Source organism: Limosilactobacillus albertensis (genome assembly GCF_014145555.1).
GTDB lineage: Bacteria > Bacillota > Bacilli > Lactobacillales > Lactobacillaceae > Limosilactobacillus > Limosilactobacillus albertensis.
Genome location: NZ_JACIVD010000055.1, coordinates 1 through 20820 on the forward strand (window position 1 = coordinate 1; position 20820 = coordinate 20820).

19 protein-coding genes are annotated in these 20820 nt (G+C 39.7%); 5 read left to right on the forward strand and 14 right to left on the reverse strand.

Going from position 1 to position 20820, the window contains the following annotated elements:
• Positions 1 to 19: 19 nt before the first annotated feature.
• The 3 genes from H5S41_RS03335 to guaA all read right to left on the reverse strand — a co-directional run bounded on the left by H5S41_RS03335 (position 20) and on the right by guaA (position 2914).
• Positions 20 to 988, reverse strand: a complete 969-nt coding sequence (locus tag H5S41_RS03335) for an IS30 family transposase (RefSeq protein WP_085720378.1) — start codon at positions 986 to 988, stop codon at positions 20 to 22.
• 78 nt (positions 989 to 1066) lie between these two features.
• Complete coding sequence (locus tag H5S41_RS11915; protein ID WP_259395056.1) at positions 1067 to 1189, reverse strand: hypothetical protein; 123 nt, start codon at positions 1187 to 1189, stop codon at positions 1067 to 1069.
• A 171-nt stretch (positions 1190 to 1360) separates the two neighbouring features.
• Positions 1361 to 2914 (reverse strand): glutamine-hydrolyzing GMP synthase, encoded by a 1554-nt coding sequence (gene guaA / locus H5S41_RS03340; RefSeq protein WP_182598025.1) that lies wholly within the window; start codon positions 2912 to 2914, stop codon positions 1361 to 1363.
• A 513-nt stretch (positions 2915 to 3427) separates the two neighbouring features.
• On the opposite strand from guaA, the gene H5S41_RS03345 reads away from it, so the two are divergent.
• Positions 3428 to 4618, forward strand: a complete 1191-nt coding sequence (locus tag H5S41_RS03345) for an ATP-binding protein (protein WP_182598026.1) — start codon at positions 3428 to 3430, stop codon at positions 4616 to 4618.
• On the opposite strand, the gene coaA is transcribed toward H5S41_RS03345, so the two are convergent.
• Both coaA and H5S41_RS03355 read right to left on the reverse strand, forming a co-directional pair.
• Positions 4619 to 5542 (reverse strand): type I pantothenate kinase, encoded by a 924-nt coding sequence (coaA, locus tag H5S41_RS03350; RefSeq protein ID WP_182602329.1) that lies wholly within the window; start codon positions 5540 to 5542, stop codon positions 4619 to 4621. It abuts the gene before it with no gap.
• A gap of 193 nt (positions 5543 to 5735) precedes the next feature.
• Entirely contained in the window at positions 5736 to 7832 is a 2097-nt protein-coding gene (locus tag H5S41_RS03355) for an LTA synthase family protein (RefSeq protein WP_182602330.1), read from the reverse strand.
• Between the two features lie 211 nt (positions 7833 to 8043).
• On the opposite strand from H5S41_RS03355, the gene H5S41_RS03360 reads away from it, so the two are divergent.
• Positions 8044 to 8913: a DMT family transporter gene (locus tag H5S41_RS03360; RefSeq protein ID WP_182602331.1), complete on the forward strand. Its 870-nt coding sequence runs from the start codon at positions 8044 to 8046 to the stop codon at positions 8911 to 8913.
• A 46-nt stretch (positions 8914 to 8959) separates the two neighbouring features.
• Here H5S41_RS03360 and H5S41_RS03365 read toward each other — a convergent pair whose 3' ends face one another.
• The 3 genes from H5S41_RS03365 to helD all read right to left on the reverse strand — a co-directional run bounded on the left by H5S41_RS03365 (position 8960) and on the right by helD (position 14149).
• A complete protein-coding gene (locus tag H5S41_RS03365) occupies positions 8960 to 10312 on the reverse strand; it encodes an FAD-dependent oxidoreductase (RefSeq protein WP_182602332.1) in 1353 nt (450 codons plus the stop codon).
• A gap of 94 nt (positions 10313 to 10406) precedes the next feature.
• Positions 10407 to 11750 carry an FAD-dependent oxidoreductase gene (locus tag H5S41_RS03370; protein WP_182602333.1) on the reverse strand — a complete coding sequence of 448 codons (1344 nt, stop codon included), beginning with the start codon at positions 11748 to 11750 and terminating at the stop codon, positions 10407 to 10409.
• Between the two features lie 92 nt (positions 11751 to 11842).
• Entirely contained in the window at positions 11843 to 14149 is a 2307-nt protein-coding gene (helD, locus tag H5S41_RS03375; protein WP_182602334.1) for an RNA polymerase recycling motor HelD, read from the reverse strand.
• Between the two features lie 228 nt (positions 14150 to 14377).
• Here helD and H5S41_RS03380 point away from each other — a divergent pair, with 228 nt between their 5' ends.
• The 3 genes from H5S41_RS03380 to hflX all read left to right on the forward strand — a co-directional run bounded on the left by H5S41_RS03380 (position 14378) and on the right by hflX (position 17062).
• Positions 14378 to 15028 carry a DedA family protein gene (locus H5S41_RS03380; RefSeq protein WP_182602335.1) on the forward strand — a complete coding sequence of 217 codons (651 nt, stop codon included), beginning with the start codon at positions 14378 to 14380 and terminating at the stop codon, positions 15026 to 15028.
• Positions 15029 to 15101: 73 nt separating this feature from the next.
• Complete coding sequence (locus H5S41_RS03385) at positions 15102 to 15755, forward strand: histidine phosphatase family protein (protein WP_182602336.1); 654 nt, start codon at positions 15102 to 15104, stop codon at positions 15753 to 15755.
• Between the two features lie 29 nt (positions 15756 to 15784).
• Entirely contained in the window at positions 15785 to 17062 is a 1278-nt protein-coding gene (hflX, locus tag H5S41_RS03390; RefSeq protein ID WP_182602337.1) for a GTPase HflX, read from the forward strand.
• Positions 17063 to 17150: 88 nt separating this feature from the next.
• Here hflX and H5S41_RS03395 read toward each other — a convergent pair whose 3' ends face one another.
• From H5S41_RS03395 to H5S41_RS03420, 6 genes are all read right to left on the reverse strand, one after another.
• Positions 17151 to 17882 carry an LrgB family protein gene (locus H5S41_RS03395; RefSeq protein WP_182598035.1) on the reverse strand — a complete coding sequence of 244 codons (732 nt, stop codon included), beginning with the start codon at positions 17880 to 17882 and terminating at the stop codon, positions 17151 to 17153.
• On the reverse strand, positions 17866 to 18309 hold the full coding sequence (locus H5S41_RS03400; RefSeq protein ID WP_182602338.1) for a CidA/LrgA family protein: 444 nt from the start codon (positions 18307 to 18309) through the stop codon (positions 17866 to 17868). The genes H5S41_RS03395 and H5S41_RS03400 overlap by 17 nt, the downstream gene beginning before the upstream one ends.
• Before the next feature lie 91 nt (positions 18310 to 18400).
• Positions 18401 to 18925, reverse strand: coding sequence for an SA1002 family membrane protein (locus H5S41_RS03405; RefSeq protein ID WP_182598036.1), 525 nt, complete (start codon positions 18923 to 18925; stop codon positions 18401 to 18403).
• A 165-nt stretch (positions 18926 to 19090) separates the two neighbouring features.
• A complete protein-coding gene (locus tag H5S41_RS03410; protein ID WP_153709096.1) occupies positions 19091 to 19342 on the reverse strand; it encodes a GlsB/YeaQ/YmgE family stress response membrane protein in 252 nt (83 codons plus the stop codon).
• A 3-nt stretch (positions 19343 to 19345) separates the two neighbouring features.
• The gene (locus H5S41_RS03415) at positions 19346 to 19537 is read right to left on the reverse strand and encodes a CsbD family protein (RefSeq protein WP_153709097.1); all 192 of its coding nucleotides are present in this window, start codon (positions 19535 to 19537) and stop codon (positions 19346 to 19348) included.
• 239 nt (positions 19538 to 19776) lie between these two features.
• Entirely contained in the window at positions 19777 to 20769 is a 993-nt protein-coding gene (locus tag H5S41_RS03420; RefSeq protein ID WP_182602339.1) for a D-2-hydroxyacid dehydrogenase, read from the reverse strand.
• Positions 20770 to 20820 lie beyond the last annotated feature (51 nt).

Consider the following 20820-nt stretch of genomic DNA (forward strand, 5'->3'; position numbering starts at 1 on the left):
CCCGAAATGTCAATTTAAATTAGAAAAATGTTGAAAGCTGTTCATCTGTGACGTGACTTAGGAATACTTCAAGTGGTGTGCGGTAGTGAAGTGACTTCCGTGGAATAGTATTTCGTTTGTGCATCAGCTGGGTGATTAGTTCATCTGGTAAATTACGGAAGTCTAATCGTTTACTGAGACCGTCACGACGTAAGATACCATTATTGTTTTCATTCAGGCCGCGTTGATTGGGCGCTCCAACCTCCGCAAAATAAGTATGAAGATCATGTTTATTGGCAATCTCACGCCAGCCCGCGAATTCCTTACCATTATCAAAGGTAATCGACTTAACGAAATGACGAGGTATTTTAGAAAGCCATTTATCCAAGTGATAGTTAACTGCTTCATCAGTTTTACGATGAACGTTAAGCACAATCATCACCTTAGATTGACGTTCCACCAAGGTCATGACCGCACCACGATGAGCTTTTCCTTGAACAGTATCAGCTTCAAAGTGACCAAACTCGTGTTGGTAGTGAGGAAAATCATGGTATCGCTGGTAAATACTCCGACCGAGATGCCCCGCCTTACCACGTCGTTCGACATAGCCATTGGGGTGTCGCTTGCCTTTCATCGGTAATTGCTGGACGGCAAAATTGTACTGTCCACGAGCAAACATCCGATAAAGTGTCCGCATACTACAGCTAATTGTCCGTTCTGCTCGACCAATGATCGTATCAGGTGTCCAGCCCGCTTTAACCTGCTCATTGATGTAGCTGATCTCATCCTTGGCTAGCTGAGCCTGCTTACGACCACAACGCTGCTTATTCCGTTGGTAAGCCTTAAGATACTGTGCAATGGTCTTACCGCTATCAAGAAATCGATAGACTCGGTAAATAGTTTCTTGGCTTCGTTTAAGCAGTTTAGCAGCTTGATAAGCCTTCGTACCTTGGTGCCAAAAATTAGCTATGAGGGTTAGTTCACGTGTGGTAAGATGTTTATAAGTCATTTGTGATGTTCCTTTACTTTTGTTTGTGGTTATTCAAAAGTCTATCACAAATGGCTTTTTTATTTTTCTAACTTAATTTTACAAACGGCGAGAATTAAGCTGCTCAGCCATTTTTAAGGCCCCAGACGCTCGTAAACCGTTATAAAAAGAATTAATATGTTGCATAGCCTTCGTTAGGTCCTCATTATATTTATTCGGCATATATTTTCTCCTTTATATTGAAACAAAAGCACCCAGTTTTTACACTGGATGCTTTCTTCATATGGCAAACATTTTGGCAAACAAACATGTAGATTTAAGTGAGTTGACCTAGTTTTCAAACTGCCAAGATGCTGATATATCGCGGTTCCAACTCTATCTTACATTGCAATTCTATTCGTATTCGATCGTCGAAGGTGGCTTACTCGTAACGTCGTAAAGGATTCGGTTAACGTGATCAACTTCATTGACGATCCGTACTGAGATCTTTTGAAGAACATCCCATGGAATCTTTGCAAAGTCAGCCGTCATTCCATCAATTGAGGTTACGGCCCGAATAGCAACGGCGTAATCGTATGTCCGACCATCACCCATGACCCCGACTGAACGAATACCTGGTAAGACAGTGAAGTATTGCCAGATTTCTTCGTCCAAACCAGCCTTCTTAATCTCTTCCCGAAGAATAGCATCACTTTCACGAACAATTTCTAGCTTTTCGGGGGTAATTTCACCGATAACCCGGATACCAAGACCTGGACCTGGGAATGGTTGCCGCCAGACTAATTCGTGCGGAATACCAAGTTTTTCACCAAGTTCACGGGTTTCATCTTTAAAGAGCTTCCGTAATGGTTCAATTAACTTGAAACCGAGCTTCTTTGGCAGACCACCAACGTTATGGTGTGACTTGATTGTCTGGGCAGTATCAGTTCCAGATTCAATCACATCGGTGTAAAGCGTTCCTTGCGCAAGGAAGTCAGCATCAGGAATCTTCTTGGCTTCTTCATTAAAGACTTCGATAAATTCTTTACCGATAATCTTCCGCTTTTGTTCTGGATCAGTAACGCCTTCCAGCTTACCTAAGAAGCGATCTGCAGCGTCAACTTTAATAATGTTAACACCAAGGTCACGGCTCAACGCATCCATTACTTGGTCAGCTTCGTTCTTTCGTAACAGTCCGTGGTCAACAAAGATACAAGTTAACTGGTCACCAATGGCCTTGTGGATCAATACGGCAGTAACGCTGGAGTCAACCCCGCCAGAAAGACCCAGGATAACTTTCTTATCACCGACTTCTTGGCGGATCTCATCAATCTGCATATCGATAAAGTCATCCATTGTCCAGTTTGCTTGGGCACCGCAAACATCAAAGGCAAATCGCCGTAAGATGTCTAACCCATATTCGGAGTTACGAACTTCAGGGTGGAATTGAACACCATAGAATTTACGGTCATTATCAGCAATAGAGGCAATTGGACAGTTCTTACTAGTAGCAGTAACTTCAAAGCCGGCTGGTGCCTGTGTTACTAAATCACCATGGCTCATCCATACATATTGCTTCTTTGGCAAACCTTTGAATAATACGGCATCGTCATTAAGGACCTCAATGTCTGCATGACCATATTCAGAGTTATCGGCCTTTTCAACCTTGCCTCCAAGGTCATATGACATTAATTGCATCCCATAACAAATACCCAAAATTGGAATACCGAGCTTAAAAATTTCTGGATCCACTTTGAATGCATTAGGATCATAAACACTGTTTGGTCCACCAGAGAAAATAATACCCTTAGGATTAATCTCTTTAATCTCGTCAGCAGTCAGCTTATGAGACAATAATTCTGAGTAAATCCCAAAATCACGCAAACGCCGAGTAATTAATTGGTTATACTGGCTACCAAAATCTAACACGATGATCTTATCAAACGCATCTAAATTGATGTTTGCCACAATGACACTTCCTTTGTTCAAATTTTTATTCTTAAAGGCTAGTTTACAGGCCGAAAAGGGTTCGGTCAATGATTAATTCCTGTCTTAAACAAAAAGACTAGGTTATATCGCCTAGCCCTGTTTTTAGATGGAATTTTATTGAGAGTGTTTATTGGTTTAATTTTCAAGATCAAGATTTAATAAACGTAATTCTTCATCGACTGCCTGTGTTTCAAGCACTTGAGCTTCATTATCCTTTTTGCTCATGATGATGACCTCCTCGTATCATTTAATCTATATCTTTCTTAAGCGGTGTCGTAACCATTGTCAACCATTATAATCAATAAAATTATGCGCAACCGTTCCCACTGTTGATAAATCAAGGCTAAAAAGTTTATCTTTTTACTTTTATCTTTACTTTTTACCAAAATTCACAATGTTAAATTTGTAATACGTTCCAAATCCAGATGTTTGAATGCGTTTTCACGTTTTGGTAAAATTTAGTTGATTATATTTTTTTACTTGAGGTGTAATATGTTTATTCGGACAAAATACCTTAATCCGTTATTAGATAATATGGATCAGCCATCAATAAAGATTCTGGTGGGGGTTCGGCGGTGCGGAAAAACTACTATTCTTGAACAATTCCGGGCAACGCTTCGTCGGCAGGAGATTTCACCAAGTCAGATCCAAGTTATTAATTTCGAATATTTACTTGATAATGAGCTATGCAACCCTGAATACCTTTTACAATTTATTGTTGGCCGGCTCTGCAAACACCAAATGAATTACCTATTCTTAGATGAAATCGAAGTCGTTCCGCAATTTGCACGGGTAGTTAACGCGCTTAATTCCTTAACCAACACTGATATTTATATCACAAGCTCTAATAATATTATTCTTGAGGAACAAAATCTTAAACAACTAACACCCCATGTCGTCATCCCCGTTTTTCCATGCAGCTATCGTGAATACTTAAAAAGGAACCAACAAGAAGCTGATTCCCAAACACTATATCAATATTTAAATACTGGCGGTTTTCCCTATACTCACGAAATCCATGGACCGATTAACCTAATCAATTACGTTAACGGTATTATCAACACAATCATTATTACTGATTTTACTCAACAAGCCACACTTTGTAATCCAGGGTTAACTAAACAGCTTGCTCATCACCTCGCCCACCATGCCGGGACGACCCAAAACATTTCGCAAATTGTGGATAGTCTCAAACAGCATAATATTACAACATCGAATAAAACCGTTGACTTTTACCTCCAGTTTTTACAAAACTCATTCATCTTTTATCCCTGCAACGAATATGATTTTTCAAGGCATCATGTAAAAAGCACTAATGTCCGTTATTATCCGGTTGACCCTAGCATTCGCCAAGCATTAACCCTCAAGAAAAACGTCCTTTCGCAACGGATCCTTGAAAATATTGTTTTTATTGATCTCCTTAGCCAGGGTTATCAAGTATACAGCGGACGGATTAAGGATAATGAAATCACGTTTGTCGCAGTTAAGAATAGTATTTTCACCTGTATTCAGATTGCATATTCTCTTGCGGATGATGCTGCATATCGGCACGCGGTTTGCGGTCTCAACCAATTATCAGCTAAATATAAAAAAGTACTGGTTACGGTCAAACCAGCACTTAATTATGCTCACCTTAATCCTGATATTCAGGTAATTGATCTCTACAGCTGGCTTACAGCATGATTAGCCCCGCCGTAAGTATAACTTATCAACCACATGCCCAGTAGTTTTATGAAGTATTACATCAGCACGGCTCTTTGTCGGGAGGATAAATTCGCGGAGGTTAGGCAAATCTACCCGTTGCCAAACATCCTTAGCCATCTCAAACGCTTCTTGCCGATCTCCCTGTGAATAAGGGTAGTAATAATTAGACGGATCGGTAAAGGCAGTCTCAAGTAGCATTCCAAATCGTTGCAAGTACCAATGCTCAATCAAATCTGAATCGGCGTCAACATACAGGGACCAGTCAAAATAATCACTTACGTATAATTGTTGGTTGCTTGGTAACTGTAACGTGTTGATTCCTTCGACAATTAAAATATCTGGGCGATCGATAACAAGTGGTTTATCCGGTTGAACATCATAAACCTGGTGCGAATATGTCGGTGCCTTGACAACCGGCTCACCAGCTTTGACATCATTAAGGAACTTAAGAAGCTTTTCCATATCATACGATTCAGGGAACCCCTTCCGATCCATAATTCCCCGTCGTTCAAGTTCAACATTGGGATATAAAAAACCATCTGTCGTCATCAATTCAACTCGTTTATCTGGAAGCATCTTGTTTAAAAGAATACTAATTAACCGCGCAATTGTACTTTTTCCAACTGCAACTGAGCCAGCAATGCCAATAATATAAGGTACACGAACTGTTGAACGTTGTAAGAAATTCGCCTTTTGCATCTGCCATTCCAAAAAATTCTGATAGCGAAGTTGGATTAACTTTATCAAGGGCAAATATACATCTTGGACATCCTCAATTGAAATTCGGTCATTCAGTGACTTAATCTCGTCCAAATTACCTTGTGTTAACCGAACTGAATCAGTTGGAAAAAAGCTATGCCAAGTTTGGCGGTCAAATTGTTCGTAATTCATCCATTCATCCATTACGCAAAATCCTTTATTTTATCCCGTTCTGAAAACGGTTACTCATGTTTTATAGTAACATATTATAAGCGCAATTAAAGTCTAATCTTGCTTGTGAACACCTAAACATTTTATCAAATAATTTACACAACGCAACTATTTTACTTTACATAACAAAAGAGGTTGGGAATAACCCAGCCTCTTTGCTATTTTACTATGGTTTAGGGAAGTTTAATTTCGGATAATCTTTTAACTCTGGTGCATCGGTTGTGTAATCATCAAGTGTACTTTGGTTATTATTTTCCGTCTTCAAACTTGTCTTTTGTTTCTTCTGTTGCTTTTGGAGGTTCTTCAAACTCTTCTTAAGGTTATAAGTGTATTGCTTCTTATCAACTTTCTTAAACCCTGGCAGCTTATAGAACCGCAGCAAGTCACCGTTTACCACCTTGTCTGACAATCCTAGGTCCGTTGTGACATACTTTTGAATCTCACCAATTTCTTTTCGCTGAGCAGCAGTTTGATGGGTGATCTGTTTACCATTCTTAGTGTAATAGTAGTCACCATTATACTTAGTGTATTTTGGCGTTACCCAATCACCATTTCTAAATGGAACAATCTGCTTATTTTCAGGTGAAAGTAAGTCCTGCCCAAATTGAATATAATTCTTAGAGCTAATCCCTAGTAAGTCTTCAAGCGTTGGCAATACATCGATTTCCCCACCATAAGTATGGTTAATACCACCCTTTAACCCAGGCATATTAATCATAAACGGCACTTTTTGGAACATTGCTAAATCGTAATTAGTAACCTTCTTCTTGCCTAAAATCTGAGCAATCGCTGGTTGGTGATTATTAGAGATCCCATAATGATCCCCATAAAGAACTAACACACTGTTTTGCCGCAAACCGCTTTTATCAAGATAGTCAAGGAATTCGCCAAGTGATTCATCTAAGTAACGAGCAGTTTGGACATACGGATCAACTGTATCATCGCCCGTCTTCCATGCTTCAATATCCTTATTCTTTTTATCAAGGATGTATGGGTAGTGGTTAGTCACCGTAATAATTTTGGCATAGAATGGCTGTGGAAGCTGTTCGATATAGTGAGCAGACTCTTTCATGAAGATCTTATCCTTCATTCCATATCCAGCATCATAATCCTTAGTCTTTGGATAGTATTCTTTACTAAAGAAGTACTGGTAGCCAAATGACTTGTAGGCATTGTCACGGTTCCAGAAACTAGGCACGTCACCGTGGAATGACGCTGTAGTATACCCCAGCTTTTGATGGAGAAGCGCAGGTGCTGATTGGAAAGTATTGGTCGTCCCATCAGTAACCATTGCTGATCCTTCTGGTAATCCAAATAATGAGTTTTCAAGCATTGTTTCAGCGTCAGCAGTCTTACCTTGCCCTACTTGATGGAAGAAGTTATCAAATGCCAATGTATCGTTTGCATGATACAGCTTATTAAGGTTTGGCATTACTTCCTGTCCATCCTGCTTATAGTCAATCATGAACTGCTGTAAACTCTCTAAGTGAATTATGAAGATATTCTTCCCCTTAGCTTTGCCATAATATTCAACATTTGGCGCAGCGTAATTACTATGAATAAAATGCAAAACCGGTTTTAACTCATTTCGGTTAGCGCGAGCCTTTACCACACTATTATTGGTCGTCTTAACACCGTCATAGATTGTATAGGCTTCAAGGCCAAGGTACTTAACGATGTAGTTATTATCAAAAGTCCGCGTAAGGAGTTGTGAACGGTCGCTTTCCGCCATTCCTAAGTTAACCCCAAAAAGGACAAAACCTAGAGCAGTAATCGTCATCGCGTATCTAATCTTGAACCGCCGCATATCAACACGGACAAAGTGGAAGATTAAAATGATCGCTAAGATTACAACGTCCAAGTAAACTAAAAAGTCTTCGGGACGCAAAATCCCCATTAAACTCTTACCAAGGTTATTTGAAGCTGCTCCAGACCCCTTAATCACGTTAAACGTAATGAAATCTGAAAATTCTCGATAGTACAAAATATTCGCAAAGAGCCATGTCGATAGGGCGGCATTAATAATCAGCATCATCCAATAAGATAAGCGACCCCGGAAATATAATGCAATCCCTAAAAATACAAGGGCACTTGGAATCGTATTAAATGCTAAAAGGAAATGCTGCATACTTCCTTTTACACCTAAGTTAAATTCGTTTTGATAAGCGCAATAACTCTTTAAACAAAATAAGAGTACAACAAGCAGAAAAAAACCGAGCTTCGTATTCAAAACACGGCGGAGCTTCTGCAACGCTGTTTTCATAGTCGTTCCTCCATAAAAAAATATCATTATTAACAATAATACACTAATAAGAGGACCGCAACCGTACAATTTTATTTTTCCAAAAAGTTAAAAATTATATCATGTTTTTATCTTATTGATCACTTTTCGCAAGTAACTGTGCGTGTTAATATTAAATATCACTAAATAATCGAAGGGACTGAGAATAATTTCAAAGAAAAAAGCTAATTTCATGCTGCTGCTTGTCGCTATTTTATGGGGAAGCAGTTATGTTTTTGCCAAATTAACAATTCAAGCCGGAATGCACTCTGGAGTTATTAACGCTTGTCGAGGAACAATGTGTGTAATTGCCGGTTACATTATTTTTCGCCACCAGATCAACCGAATGACTTGGGTAGATTTCAAGCTAGGACTGATGATGGGAACTATTAATTTCCTGGGTTATTTTTTACAAACCGATGCATTACGTTATACCACACCAGCTAAGAATGCCTTTCTGACTACCCTTTATGTTGCAATCGCTCCTCTGCTTTTATGGTTATTCTGGCATGAGCGCCCACAACGAAAAACTTATTTTGCGGTTGCACTCGCACTTATTGGAATGGCTATAATCACCAATGTTATTAACACGGGACTGCAATTAAATTTCGGTGATTTTCTTACAGTTGTTTCGGCAATCTTTTGGGCATTACAGTTAATCTTCTTCGGAAAGTATGCGCCGAAAGTTTCTAGTCCCTGGGTAGTTATCTTTATGATTGGTCTATGCCAGGGAACATATGGCTGGATTACAACCTTTTTATTCGAGCGGGCTAGTTTAGCACAGATTCATTGGGTACAAGCCCTCGTTCCTTTAGCAATCTTAGCAATTGTTGTTACTTTTTTAGCTCAAGGAATGCAAATTACTGCCCAACGCTATACAGATGCAACTTCTGCCGGTTTATTGCTGATGCTCGAATCATTTTTTGCCAGCACAATGTCCGTTTTAATGGGGTATGACCCTCTTACACCTTCACTAATTTGGGGTGGTTTAATCCTCCTACTCGCTAATGCAATCATGCAAATCAATTTCCAAGATGTACCATTTTTACGGAAACAACAATGAATACTCAAAAAGCTGTAGCCGAGAATTTCTCAGTTACAGCTTTTTCTTATTTCTTCTTATCTTCTTTTTCAACAGCCGCTTGCGCTAATAAGTTAACGTAATTAAACGGACGGTCAAAGTTTGGTTGGAACAAGGTATCGACATATGCAAGGAAATCAATTGAATTACGATTTTGAATACATACCGAAACCAGGTTAGCTGATTGCGAAACATCATGTTTACTCATAAATTGCGCACCCAGAATCCGTCGTGTACCCTTTTCCCATACTAATGTCATAAAGACAGGGGTCGTTGTTGGCATAAACTCTGGACGGTAGTTATCTTCAATCGTTACAGAATCCGCATCAATACCGAATTCTTTGGCCTTTTGCAACGTTAATCCGGTACATACCATGGTGTTACCGAATAAGTGTAGTCCTGTTGTTGATTGGGTTCCCATGTACTTCATCTTATTACCAAAGACATTTACACCGGCGATTGTTCCTTGACGAACAGCATTAGTAGCTAAAGGAACATAGCGGTCGGTATTAGTTGGGTTAAAGTGAACTGATGTTACGTCCCCACCAGCATAAATATCAGGATCAGAAGTTTGCATGTAAGCATTAGTTTTAATCGTGCCATCAGGGTGTAATTCAAGCTTGCCCTGAACTAAATCACTATTAGGGCGGAAACCAACACAAAGAACAGCCATGTCGGCATCATAGATCTTACCGTTATTGGTTAATACGCTCACACCACCATTGCCATTATCCTTAAACCCGGTTACCCGTTGGCGAAGTGCAAGGTGGGCATTGTGATCCTTAAAGACGCGCCCAATCCGATCTGAGTATTGTTTATCAAAATACTTAAGCAGCATCTGATCTGAACTATCAATTAAAGTGACCTCTCGACCTTGACGGAGGTATGCTTCAACTAATTCAACTCCAATGTATCCACCACCAACAACAACAATCCGCTTTGATTCTTTGGCAACATTGAAGAGTTTTTTAGCGTGGTAATAAGTCTTACATAAGTATAAATTATTATTTTCAAGTCCTGAAACAGGAGGAATTACCGGCCATGAACCAGTCGTAATAATTAATTTATCATAGTAATCAGCTGTTAGTTTACCAGTCTCCTGATCCTCAATTTCAAGTGTCTTTGTAGTAGGATCAACGCTCAATACATTATGCTTGACCTTAACAGTTGCACCCATTTTTTCCAGCTGCTGTGGACTGGAGTAAAACATTGCATCGGGATCGCCAACTTCACCGCTTAAGTAAACCGCAATACCACATGAAAGGAATGAAACACTATCATTTCGTTCATAAATTACAACTTCAGTATCTGGATGCGCATTTAAAATCTGGGTTGCTGCTATCGTGCCCGCGTGCGTACAGCCAACAATAACTACTTTCATATCTACACCTCATTTTATATTCCTACTTTGATTAAAGTAAGCCTTTTTACTCCCATAATCAATAAATTAAATCTTCTTCTACTATTTTAACAGATTATTCGCTCCCTGCTTTAGCCATTGCTGCTTGACCTAATATGTTGACGTAATTAAATGGACGGTCAAAATTAGGCTGGAACATTGTATCGTACAATCCTAAGAACTCAATCGTATTCTTATTTTGAATACACAATGAAATTAAACTCATCGTTTCGGAAATGTCATGCTTACTCATCATCTGTGCCCCTAAAATCCGCTGCGAATCTTTATCCCAAATTAATGACATTAATACCGGGGTCGTTGACGGCATAAACTCTGGACGATAATTGTCTTCAATAGTGACCACATCTGCATCAAAGCCTGCTGCCTGCGCTTGCTCAAAAGTCAAACCGACTGCTGCCATTGTCGTCCCATGAAGGTTAAGACTCATACTAAGCTGGGTTCCTGAATCCTGCACTTGTTTTCCAATTACATTTTCTGCCACAATCGCTGCTTGGCGAACTGCTTCTGCTTGTTGTGGCTTATAAATATCTTTTTCAGTCGGATTATAGTGGACGGTAGTTGAACCCCCAATTGCATATACATCCGGGGCAGATGTCTGGATAAACTCGTTAACGGTAATGACACCTTTTTCATTCATATCTAACACACCGTTGTAAATCGAAGTATCCGGTTTTTGACCTGCTTCTACCACAGCCCGGCTAACACTATAAGATCCCCCGTCTGTTACAACAGTAATCCCAATACCATTATCATTTAATTCAGTCACATGCTCATTAGTAATAACCTTAATGTTATCAGCCTTTAGGATATCTTCAGCACGCTTTGAGTATTCTGCTTCAAAGTTTTGGTGTAAGACCGGTTCGCCATTAGTAATGAGAATAATCTCTTTTCCTTGCTGCCGAAACGCATCGACTAACCCTAAACTAAGCGGAGTATTTCCGATAATAGCTATTTGTTGGTCAACTGTTGACAGAAGCAAAGCCGCCTTAGCATCTTGCTGATCTTTTACTAAGGTTACGTTAGTACTGTCAATTCCTTTTAAGGCTGGGGCATCGCTTGTTGAATCATTAGCGATAATCAATTTATCGTAGTGTTCTTCAGACGTGGTGTCATCTAACATTCCCATCACTTTAACTGTTTTTTGTTGTGGATCAATGCTCATCACCAGATAACCCATTTTCACATCTGCGCCTCTGATTGTTAATTGATCAGGACTTAACTCTGTCCGTAGTCGAGGCATCTGCGCATCTTGGTCATCATAGTCATTAATCTCGTAAGAAATTGAGGGGACCACTGCACTACGATCATAAATTGTGACCTCTGTGTCTGGATGACTCCTTAAAATTTGTGACGCGGCTGTCATCCCCGCAAAGGTACAACCGATAATAATAACCCTCATAAACACTACTCCTCGTCGAAATTAATTCTTCACTTTTTATACATATTTAAATTATAAAGCTAATATAAGAAAGTGCAATATTCCTCTTGATTTTATTTATCATCATTAGCTTTTTCATATTCATTATTTGGTACCTGGTCAAGTAAACTTGTTACATTTCCAATTGAAATTAAGCTTAGTTCATGCATTGCTCGAGAACAAATTGTGTACAGCAATTGCCGCTCATCGTCTCCATGATATTGCTGGTCGTTGGCATTCCATACAATTACCGCGTCAAATTCCAATCCCTTGGCTAAATATGACGGTACGATAATCGGTCCTTTTACCAAACGCTGGTTCTCCGTCCGAATTAAAGTTGTTTTAACATTTTTAGCAAGCAATTTCTGATATAGGGCTTCACTATCTGCTAAAGTCTTACCAATAATTGCAACGGCATCATGGTCAGCTTGATATTTGGCAAGAATATCAATAACATCTTCCACTGCTCTTTCTTCATCACTAACCTGGTATACCTGTGGCTTGGCACCATCCCGTTCAAATGCTTCGATAGCTTCACCGTCAATCAGAATATGTTTGGTAAAGTCGGTAATCTGCTTTGTTGAACGGTATGATTTCGTTAATTGCACAACTTTCGTCTTTTCCGGATCAAACATTGTTCCTAATTGTTGCAACAGTGACCGGCTATTTTCATGGGTAAAAATCGCTTGGTTAAGGTCACCAAGCAAAGTAAATTTAGCACGCGGAAAACGATATTTAAGGTAAGCTAACTGATAAGCATCATAGTCTTGTACTTCATCAACAAAAACATAACGAATATCACGCTGCCCCCGCTTACCAGTAATCAAATCATACAGGTACAAGTAAATCGTAATCCCATTAGCGCTAACGTTCCTCTTTTTCAGCCCTTCCTTTACCTCATCTACATATTTTTTCCATTGTGATTCATTAATCCCATAGTCTGTAAGATTAATCAGCTTTGGCGTTACCCTTAGCAAATGAAGGAACTGACCATTAATATTCAACCACTGGTTATGATCAATTGCCCGTTTAATCGGCGCAAAGGCACGCATTACGATCTGCCGCGCAAGAAATTTATATTCTTTATCTTCATCGTCAAATTCACGCGGTTGGTTATTAAAAAGATTATCAATCTCTTCCTTGCTCAAGCTTTGAATTTCATCTTCAACCCACTTATTCCGCATCTCACTGCTAACACGGTGGTTCAGATATTTGATTAATTCCTCTTTGGTTCCGTCTAACCTATTTCCCAGGTTATAGTTATTGTTAAAGGAGTAATAAATCTCTTTAATCTTATCTTTGCTTAAAAATACTTTTCCATTAAACATTAGATTGCGAAAGCGCATATTAGCTTGACCGAGGTGTTTAGCATAACGCTCTGTTGCATTAAAATACCGCAGACTAGTCAAAAGCCGCTGTGCATTTTGAGATATTTCATCATTGTGACTTTCAAAGCGTTGTTCTAAGTTCTGAACATGTAATTTTGGCACCCGCCGATTAGCAAACTGGAAGTAGGTCATTTGAACCATATTATGTTCACCAAGCTCCGGTAAAACCTGGTCAATATAATCATTAAAAAGCTGGTTTGGTGAGAATAATACAACTTGCGAGGAAGTTAAATTACCGCGATAACGATATAGCAACCAAGCAACCCGTTGCAAGACCGCTGCAGTTTTTCCAGACCCGGCAGCCCCTTGAACAAATAAGAGGTCATCTTTCGTATCACGAATAATTTCGTTTTGTTTCCGTTGAATAGTCGTTACAATGCTCTTCATTTTTGTACTAGAGTGATTACCAAGCGCATCCAAAAGCATCTGGTCGCCAACTTGTTCATCAGTATCAAAAATCGTTACGATTACGCCATCTTTAATTTGAAATTGCCGTTTAAGGGTTAGGTCAACTTCCTGCTCGCCAACTGGAGTCTGGTATTTTACCTTACCTAGTTTTCCCTCATAGTAAACAGAAGAGATCGGAGCACGCCAATCATACACAAGGAAGTGATCAGGCTTATCAGTAAATGATGCCAGTCCAATATAAACACTTTCGGTCTCAGTAGCACCTTCTTCCCGAAAATCAATCCGGGCAAAGTATGGTTTCTTTTCAAGCCGCTGTAAAGTTGCTAAACGATCAGCAGCATGTTGCCAACTATTTTGCCGTTCATCTAACATCTGCTGCTGAGCACGAAAAGACATCGCCGTATCCATCATTCCTGAGTAGGTAGTGGTATTTAAGTGAATATCATCAATCTGCTTGTTAATTCCCTTAATATCATGTCGCGCAGTTTTTATTTTTTCTTCAGCATTTTGCTCTGCCTGTTTTACTTTATCAATTACATTATCAAGATATTTTTGTTCTAGTTCTTTTTCTGTACTTGCGGACATTACATACTCCCTGCCTTTCAACTTCTTATAAGCCTATTTTACAATTCGGGTATCTTTTCCTTAAAATTATCCAACTATTATATCATTTTCCCCAATTAGTCTGCTAACTTTACGTCCGCTATTTTCTCAATTATTAAATGTCGCTTAATTTTAGCGCTAAAAATGGGCAGACAGCTAAAATAAAGCTACAATATATTGAAATCCTATGACAGGAGGAGAGAAAATACTATGGGCCATCTTTTTTATATCCTAACGCATATTGCGGAAACTATTATCCCAATGTTTGAATGGATGGGCGCTTGGAGCTATGTCCTCCTTTTTATTTTGATTTTCATGGAAACTGGATTAGTAATTTTCCCTTGGCTTCCTGGTGAATCACTCGTCTTTTTAACCTGTTCTTTTATTGCCTTTAACCCTGTCTTAAAAATGGAAATCGTTATTCCCGTATTTTTCTTGGCCGCACTAATCGGCGATACTGTCAATTACTTCATTGGCCGTTCCCTGTCACGATGGCAATGGCTGCAAAAAAGATTAACAGGGCCGCGTTTCGAGAAAGCACAAGAATTTTTAACCCGCCACGGCATCAAGGCAGTTGCCCTAGGACGATTTGTACCATTGATCCGCACCTTTGTCCCCTTAATCGCTGGCACAATGCGTTTCCCATTTCACCGCTTTACAGTCGGTAACATCATTGGAGTTGCATTATGGGTGGCAATTGGTGCCGGATGCGGATATTACTTTGGGACAATCACATTCGTTCGGCAGCACTTTTCACTTATTATCTTAGCATTTGTACTGTGCTCACTGCTAGGAGTTGGGCTGCTTGCACTTATTAAAATGCTTCGCCAGCGGATTATTAAGCGGAACCGAATGCTATAATTACTTTTTCTTCGGCAAAATCATGTTAAAATATAATAAGTATTTTTATTTCGCATAAAGGAGTGCTGTAACTATGGCAATCAACGTTTATTTTGTACGTCATGGACAAACCTATCTCAATCTCTACAATCGGATGCAGGGGTGGGCTGACGGTCCGCTAACGCCAAAGGGACAAGAAGACGCCAAACGAGTAGGACGGGCGCTTGCTCCAATTCAATTTGATTATGTATTTTGCAGCGACCTCGCACGAACAGTATCAACGACACGGTTCTTACTCGCTGAGCATCCTGTCAATAATCCTGAACCAATTACAGAGCCAGCATTTAGGGAAGAGTTCTTTGGCTACTTTGAAGGAGAAGACGGTCAACACTTTGCTGACTTTCTTGGCGGTCCAGAAGGTTATCATAGTTTTGCTGAAATGGTTGCCGGCTGGGGACCGGATAAGCTAAAGGATAAGATTGCAGCCGCAGATAATTACGGTACTGCTGAAGACCACGTTGCTTTCTGGAAGCGAGTAGATAAGGGATTTGATCGTTTACGCGCATTACCGGATGGATCAGAAGTACTCGTTGTTTCTCACGGGGCTACTATTCGGTCAATTGTTCAACGTTATTCAGATGCCTATGATCCAGGTGATTCGCCTCGTAATGGAAGTATCACCAAACTAACTTTAGATAAAAACAATACTACCGTTGATTTTTACAACAAACTTGAATTACCAGAATAACATCCATAAAGGGGGAACACTATTCTTCAATGGACACTAACATACAAACTGCAGAACCAGTAATTATTACTGGGCTAAATACCGGTCAAGAAGACTATGACTATTCAATGATTGAACTCGCTGAATTAGCACAGGCCAACAATATGGAAGTCATTGACCGAATTGATCAAGTAATCGACCGTCCCAACCCTGCGACCTACTTTGGAAAAGGTAAAGTCGAAGAGATTCAGGAGGTTGCAGATGCCAACCACGTTCCAACAATCATTACTAATGACGAACTATCACCTAGTCAGTTGCGTAATCTTGAAGAGGGTACTGGTTGTCGGATTCTCGACCGTACCGCCCTTATTTTAGAGATTTTTGCCAACCGTGCGCAAACAAAAGAAGCCAAACTTCAAGTACAGATTGCCGAGCTTCAATACCGTCTGCCACGACTTCAGACTAGTGCAAGCGAACGTCTAGACCAACAAACAGGTGGCGGAAGCGGCTTTACAAACCGGGGTGCGGGGGAAACTAAGCTTGAAATGGATCGGCGGACAATCCAGCACCACATTTCACACCTTCGTCAGGAGCTTGCCGCAATTGACAAATCTGAGCAAACAAAACGAAAGCAACGATCAAAAAGCGCCATCCCGACAGCTGCATTAGTCGGTTATACTAACTCCGGTAAATCAACAATTATGAATGGTTTAGTACGAAAATATGGTGCCGCAGAAGAAAAAACCGTCTTTGAAAAAAATATGCTATTTGCAACGCTCGATACAAGCGTCCGGCAATTAACCCTTCCCGACCAAAAACGGTTCTTATTAAGTGATACAGTTGGATTTGTCAGCAAGCTGCCAACCCACCTTGTTGAATCATTTAAATCAACACTTGCTGAGGCAGCAAACGCCGATTTACTAATTCAAGTAATTGATTACTCAGATCCCCACTACAAACAAATGATGGAGACCACTGCTAAGACATTAAAGCAAATTGGCATTACGGATATTCCGATGATTAATGTCTTCAATAAGGCGGATAAAACTGAGATTGAATTTCCAGTCTTGGAAGGTGACGATCAAGTTGTCATCTCGGCTAAACAAGACGCTTCGTTAGATTTACTTATCGATGTTATTAAAAAACATCTCTTTAAGGATTACGTCACTGCAACCTTATTGATTCCATTTACCGATGGGCATATCGTTTCTTACCTTAATGAGCACACTAATATTTTAGATACAAAATACGAGAGTAACGGGACGTTGTTAAAAGTTGAAATGTCTGTTCAAGACTATCAACGCTATAACAAGTACGAAAAAGTTTAGTCTCTTCTAACAAACATTCAAAGAACGGCCAGGATTAGCTAAAAAACTAATTGTGGTCGTTCTTTTTACTTATTCTAAATAACTACACTTACATAAAAATTTGTGCAAAAGGAATCACAACTAAATCGACAACAATCCCGATTATAACAACACAAACAGAAGCCATTGCTCCTTCTAATTCGCCAAACTCTAGTGCTTTCGCTGAACCCACTGTTCCACCGGTTCCTAGACCCAGACCAAGGCCAATTTTAGATCCTTGGAGTCTAAATAATTTGATGAATGCATCTGCTAAGGCGTACAAGATTACGGCCTTTAAAATACAGGCCATTGCCGTAATCGCTGCATTTCCTCCAATTGCATCTGCTACCGGCATTGCAATCGCGGTTGTCGCTGCTTGTGGAAGCATCGCAGCAGCTGATTGATGAGATAGCCCCACCATTTTAGATGCCCCGAGGATAATAAACAGGGCAATAACGCTACTAATTACCAGAGAAATTAAAATATCAAACCAATATTTTTTCAAGACGGCATTCCGTTTAAATAATGGGATTGCAAAGGCAATGGTGGCTGGATTAAGGAACCAGAAAATAATATCTCCGCCCGGCTTATAATAGTGACGGTAAACATAAGATGTCGGCATTCCACCAATCTTTCCCCAAATAACTAAAAGAATAATTCCAGCAACCATCCCAAAAAATAATGGCTGAAATAGGAAAAAACCGTTGGTAATCTTAAATAGCCACTGTCCAAGAAGGAAGACAGCCAGTGATATAAAAATCCCGGTAAACGGTAGGGCAAGATTATTATTCAAAGCTGCCATCTTTATCCCCTCCTTGTGCTATTTGTTCGCGTTTTTTATCAATGCGGCGGTGAATTGCAATAACAAAACGGGTAACATACGCGGTCACAACTAGTAAAGCAATAGTTGCAACAATAATTACAAAGACTATTTGAAGCCCTTCTTCACGCAAGATTCCAAGGTCATTGGCTATCTGAATTCCTGATGGGACAAAGAGAAAACCGATTAGGCTAATCATAAACATCCCAAATTCTTCTACCCACTCAACCTTTACAATCCGTAAAGTAAGCAATAAATATAGCAAAACGAGACCAATTACCGGCGTAGGAACAATAAAACTGCTTGGCAAAATGCCTGAAATAACACTGGAAACCCATAAGACTCCAGCAAAGATTCCCATTTGGACGAGAATCGGCGCTTTCTTTTCTTTTTTATTTTTCTGCGTCATATCGATAGTCCTCCGTATTCTATTTGCTTTCAATATTAATTATACGGGAGTCAGCACAGTTATGGAAGCGCTTTACTCGTTGTCCTTTTCACTAAATCTGCTTCTGTTGGACCTTATAAATAACAATTGCAATCCATGTCGAGATTAACGCAGGAAACAAAGCCATAATTAGGTAGTCCGGATTAATGACTTTACTTTCTGCCACGATCCTTATCATGTATTTAGATGATTTGGAAAGGTCACTAAAAATTACCTGATAGATTGTCGTATAGATCAATGACCACTGAATATAATATTCCATAATGGTTAGACTAGTTTGGCGGTAGTGAAAATGTTGCTGAAACCACCGTAAAAAGTTTGACATTAAGATTCCAATAAAGACTGCGATGAGCAAAATCAAACTAAAAATCGAATCAACGTGAAAGAGTTTAAAATCAAAAATTAACGTCATTACACAATACAATAAAGTGATAAAACTAATCATACTCATCGTGACCATAATCGTAATCAACACTAATGAATGAACATATATTAAGCTATGTGTCCGCTGCACGCTAAAAGTAGTTGACCCTACTATGAGAAACGCTAACAAAACCCAATAAATGATTTTTTTCATCCCCTTAAAACTCATTATTTCTAGTTTAAGCTAATTATCGTGAAAAGCGAAAAAGAAAGTTAAAAAGAAAGTTAAAAAGACGACCAAAATTAACTAAAAAGCTGATTTTGGTCGTCCTATTCAAATCTCAGTTAGAATTATATGCAATTATCTATTTATCTTAGCCTAATGATCAGTTCGAATACCAAAGATGAGGGACACAATCATAACAAGGATAACTGCTCCGATCACGGATGGTATAATCGCCATCCCCGCGACTTGCGGCCCCCACGCACCGAGGATCGCCTCACCGACTACTGAACCTACTAACCCAGCAATGATGTTGCTAATCACGCCCATTGATCCGCCACGCCGAGTTAGTGCACCTGCGGCTAGTCCGATTAGGCCACCAACAATTATAACCCATATCCAATGCATAATTTATCCCTCCTTTTTATCTTCTTCCTTGCCTTTTAAATCATCGCGCAGGTCGGCTGCCTTATCCTTAATTTTGCCCTTAAGCTTTTGCAGTTTTCCCTCACCTTCACGGGATTTATCGTTTGTTAGTTTTCCTTCAACTTCCTTAAATTTCCCCGCAACTTTATCTTTCATTCCGTGTTTATCGCTAGCCATTATTATCAGTCCTTTCCTCTGGATCTGGCTATCAAGCGGCTGACAACATTCCGTTAAATGTGACTCCTTTCTTGGTTGACTAGTGGTAATTGATAGTTTTAAGTCTAACACCCCTTTATCAAGAAAGCGATATCTTAGTTGTGTCCTTATAGTTTACTTAAAAATATTTTTTATATCTTAAGCAAATAAAAAGAGGTTGGAAAATTATCCAGCCTCGTTTCTAGTTTTGTTTATATATCCTACATTCTGATCTCATTTCTTGAATGCTTTCCTTCAACAACTGCCACAACATCATTTAAGCTTATTTCAACCATATTACGGATTGAAGTCTGGGTTAAAAACGCAATATGCGGCGTTACAAGGACATTCGGCATTGCTGCCAGCTTCTTATAATCAGCAGGTATCTTGTCAGGGGAAACCTGCTTGGAGAAGAATGTCGTTTCATCCGCAAGCGTATCCAAACCGGCACCAGCAATTTCGTGATTTTCCAATGCAGCAATAAGGTCTGACGTATTTACTAAACCGCCTCGTGCCATGTTGATTAGGTAGGCATTATTTTTCATCATCTTAAATTGAGGAGCCGCAATCATGTTCTCCGTGCTTGGCAGAAGCGGGGTATGGAGGGTTAAAATATCAGCACTCTTAACAACTGTTTCAAAGTCAGTATATTCAACATATGGTTCATATTCGACATTATAGAATGGATCATATGCTAATACCCGTGCGCCTAAAGCCTTATAAATTTGCGCGGTAGCACCACCAATATTGCCTAATCCAATTACCCCCACGGTTAAATTATAAATTTCGTTACTGATCAGATCATCGCTCCACCGAAAGTCACCATGAGCCATTCTTTCCTGAAAGTCCGCAATGCGACGTAGGAGGTACATTGCCTGGGTAACCCCCATTTCCGCAATTGCCCGTGGTGAATATACCGGAACGTTTGTCACAACAATATCGTTAGCCTTGCAGTCGTCGAGATTAATCATATCAACACCAACTGTCCGCGTTGATAATTGTTTGATCCCCATCGCCGCTAATTCTTCATATATTTTTGCATCACCAAGTTTTGCCGTTTGTTGGATAGAAACACCATCATACCCTTGGGCAAGCTTTACGGTCTTGGCATTTAACGGTTTATCCACCATTTCTACTTCATGACCGGTTTTCTTTGCCCACGCGTTAATATACGGTTTTTCTGCTTCACGAACACTATAGATAATTAATTTCATCAGTTTACTCATTCCTTTCGATGAAACTGTTTACATAACTAGCTTATCACT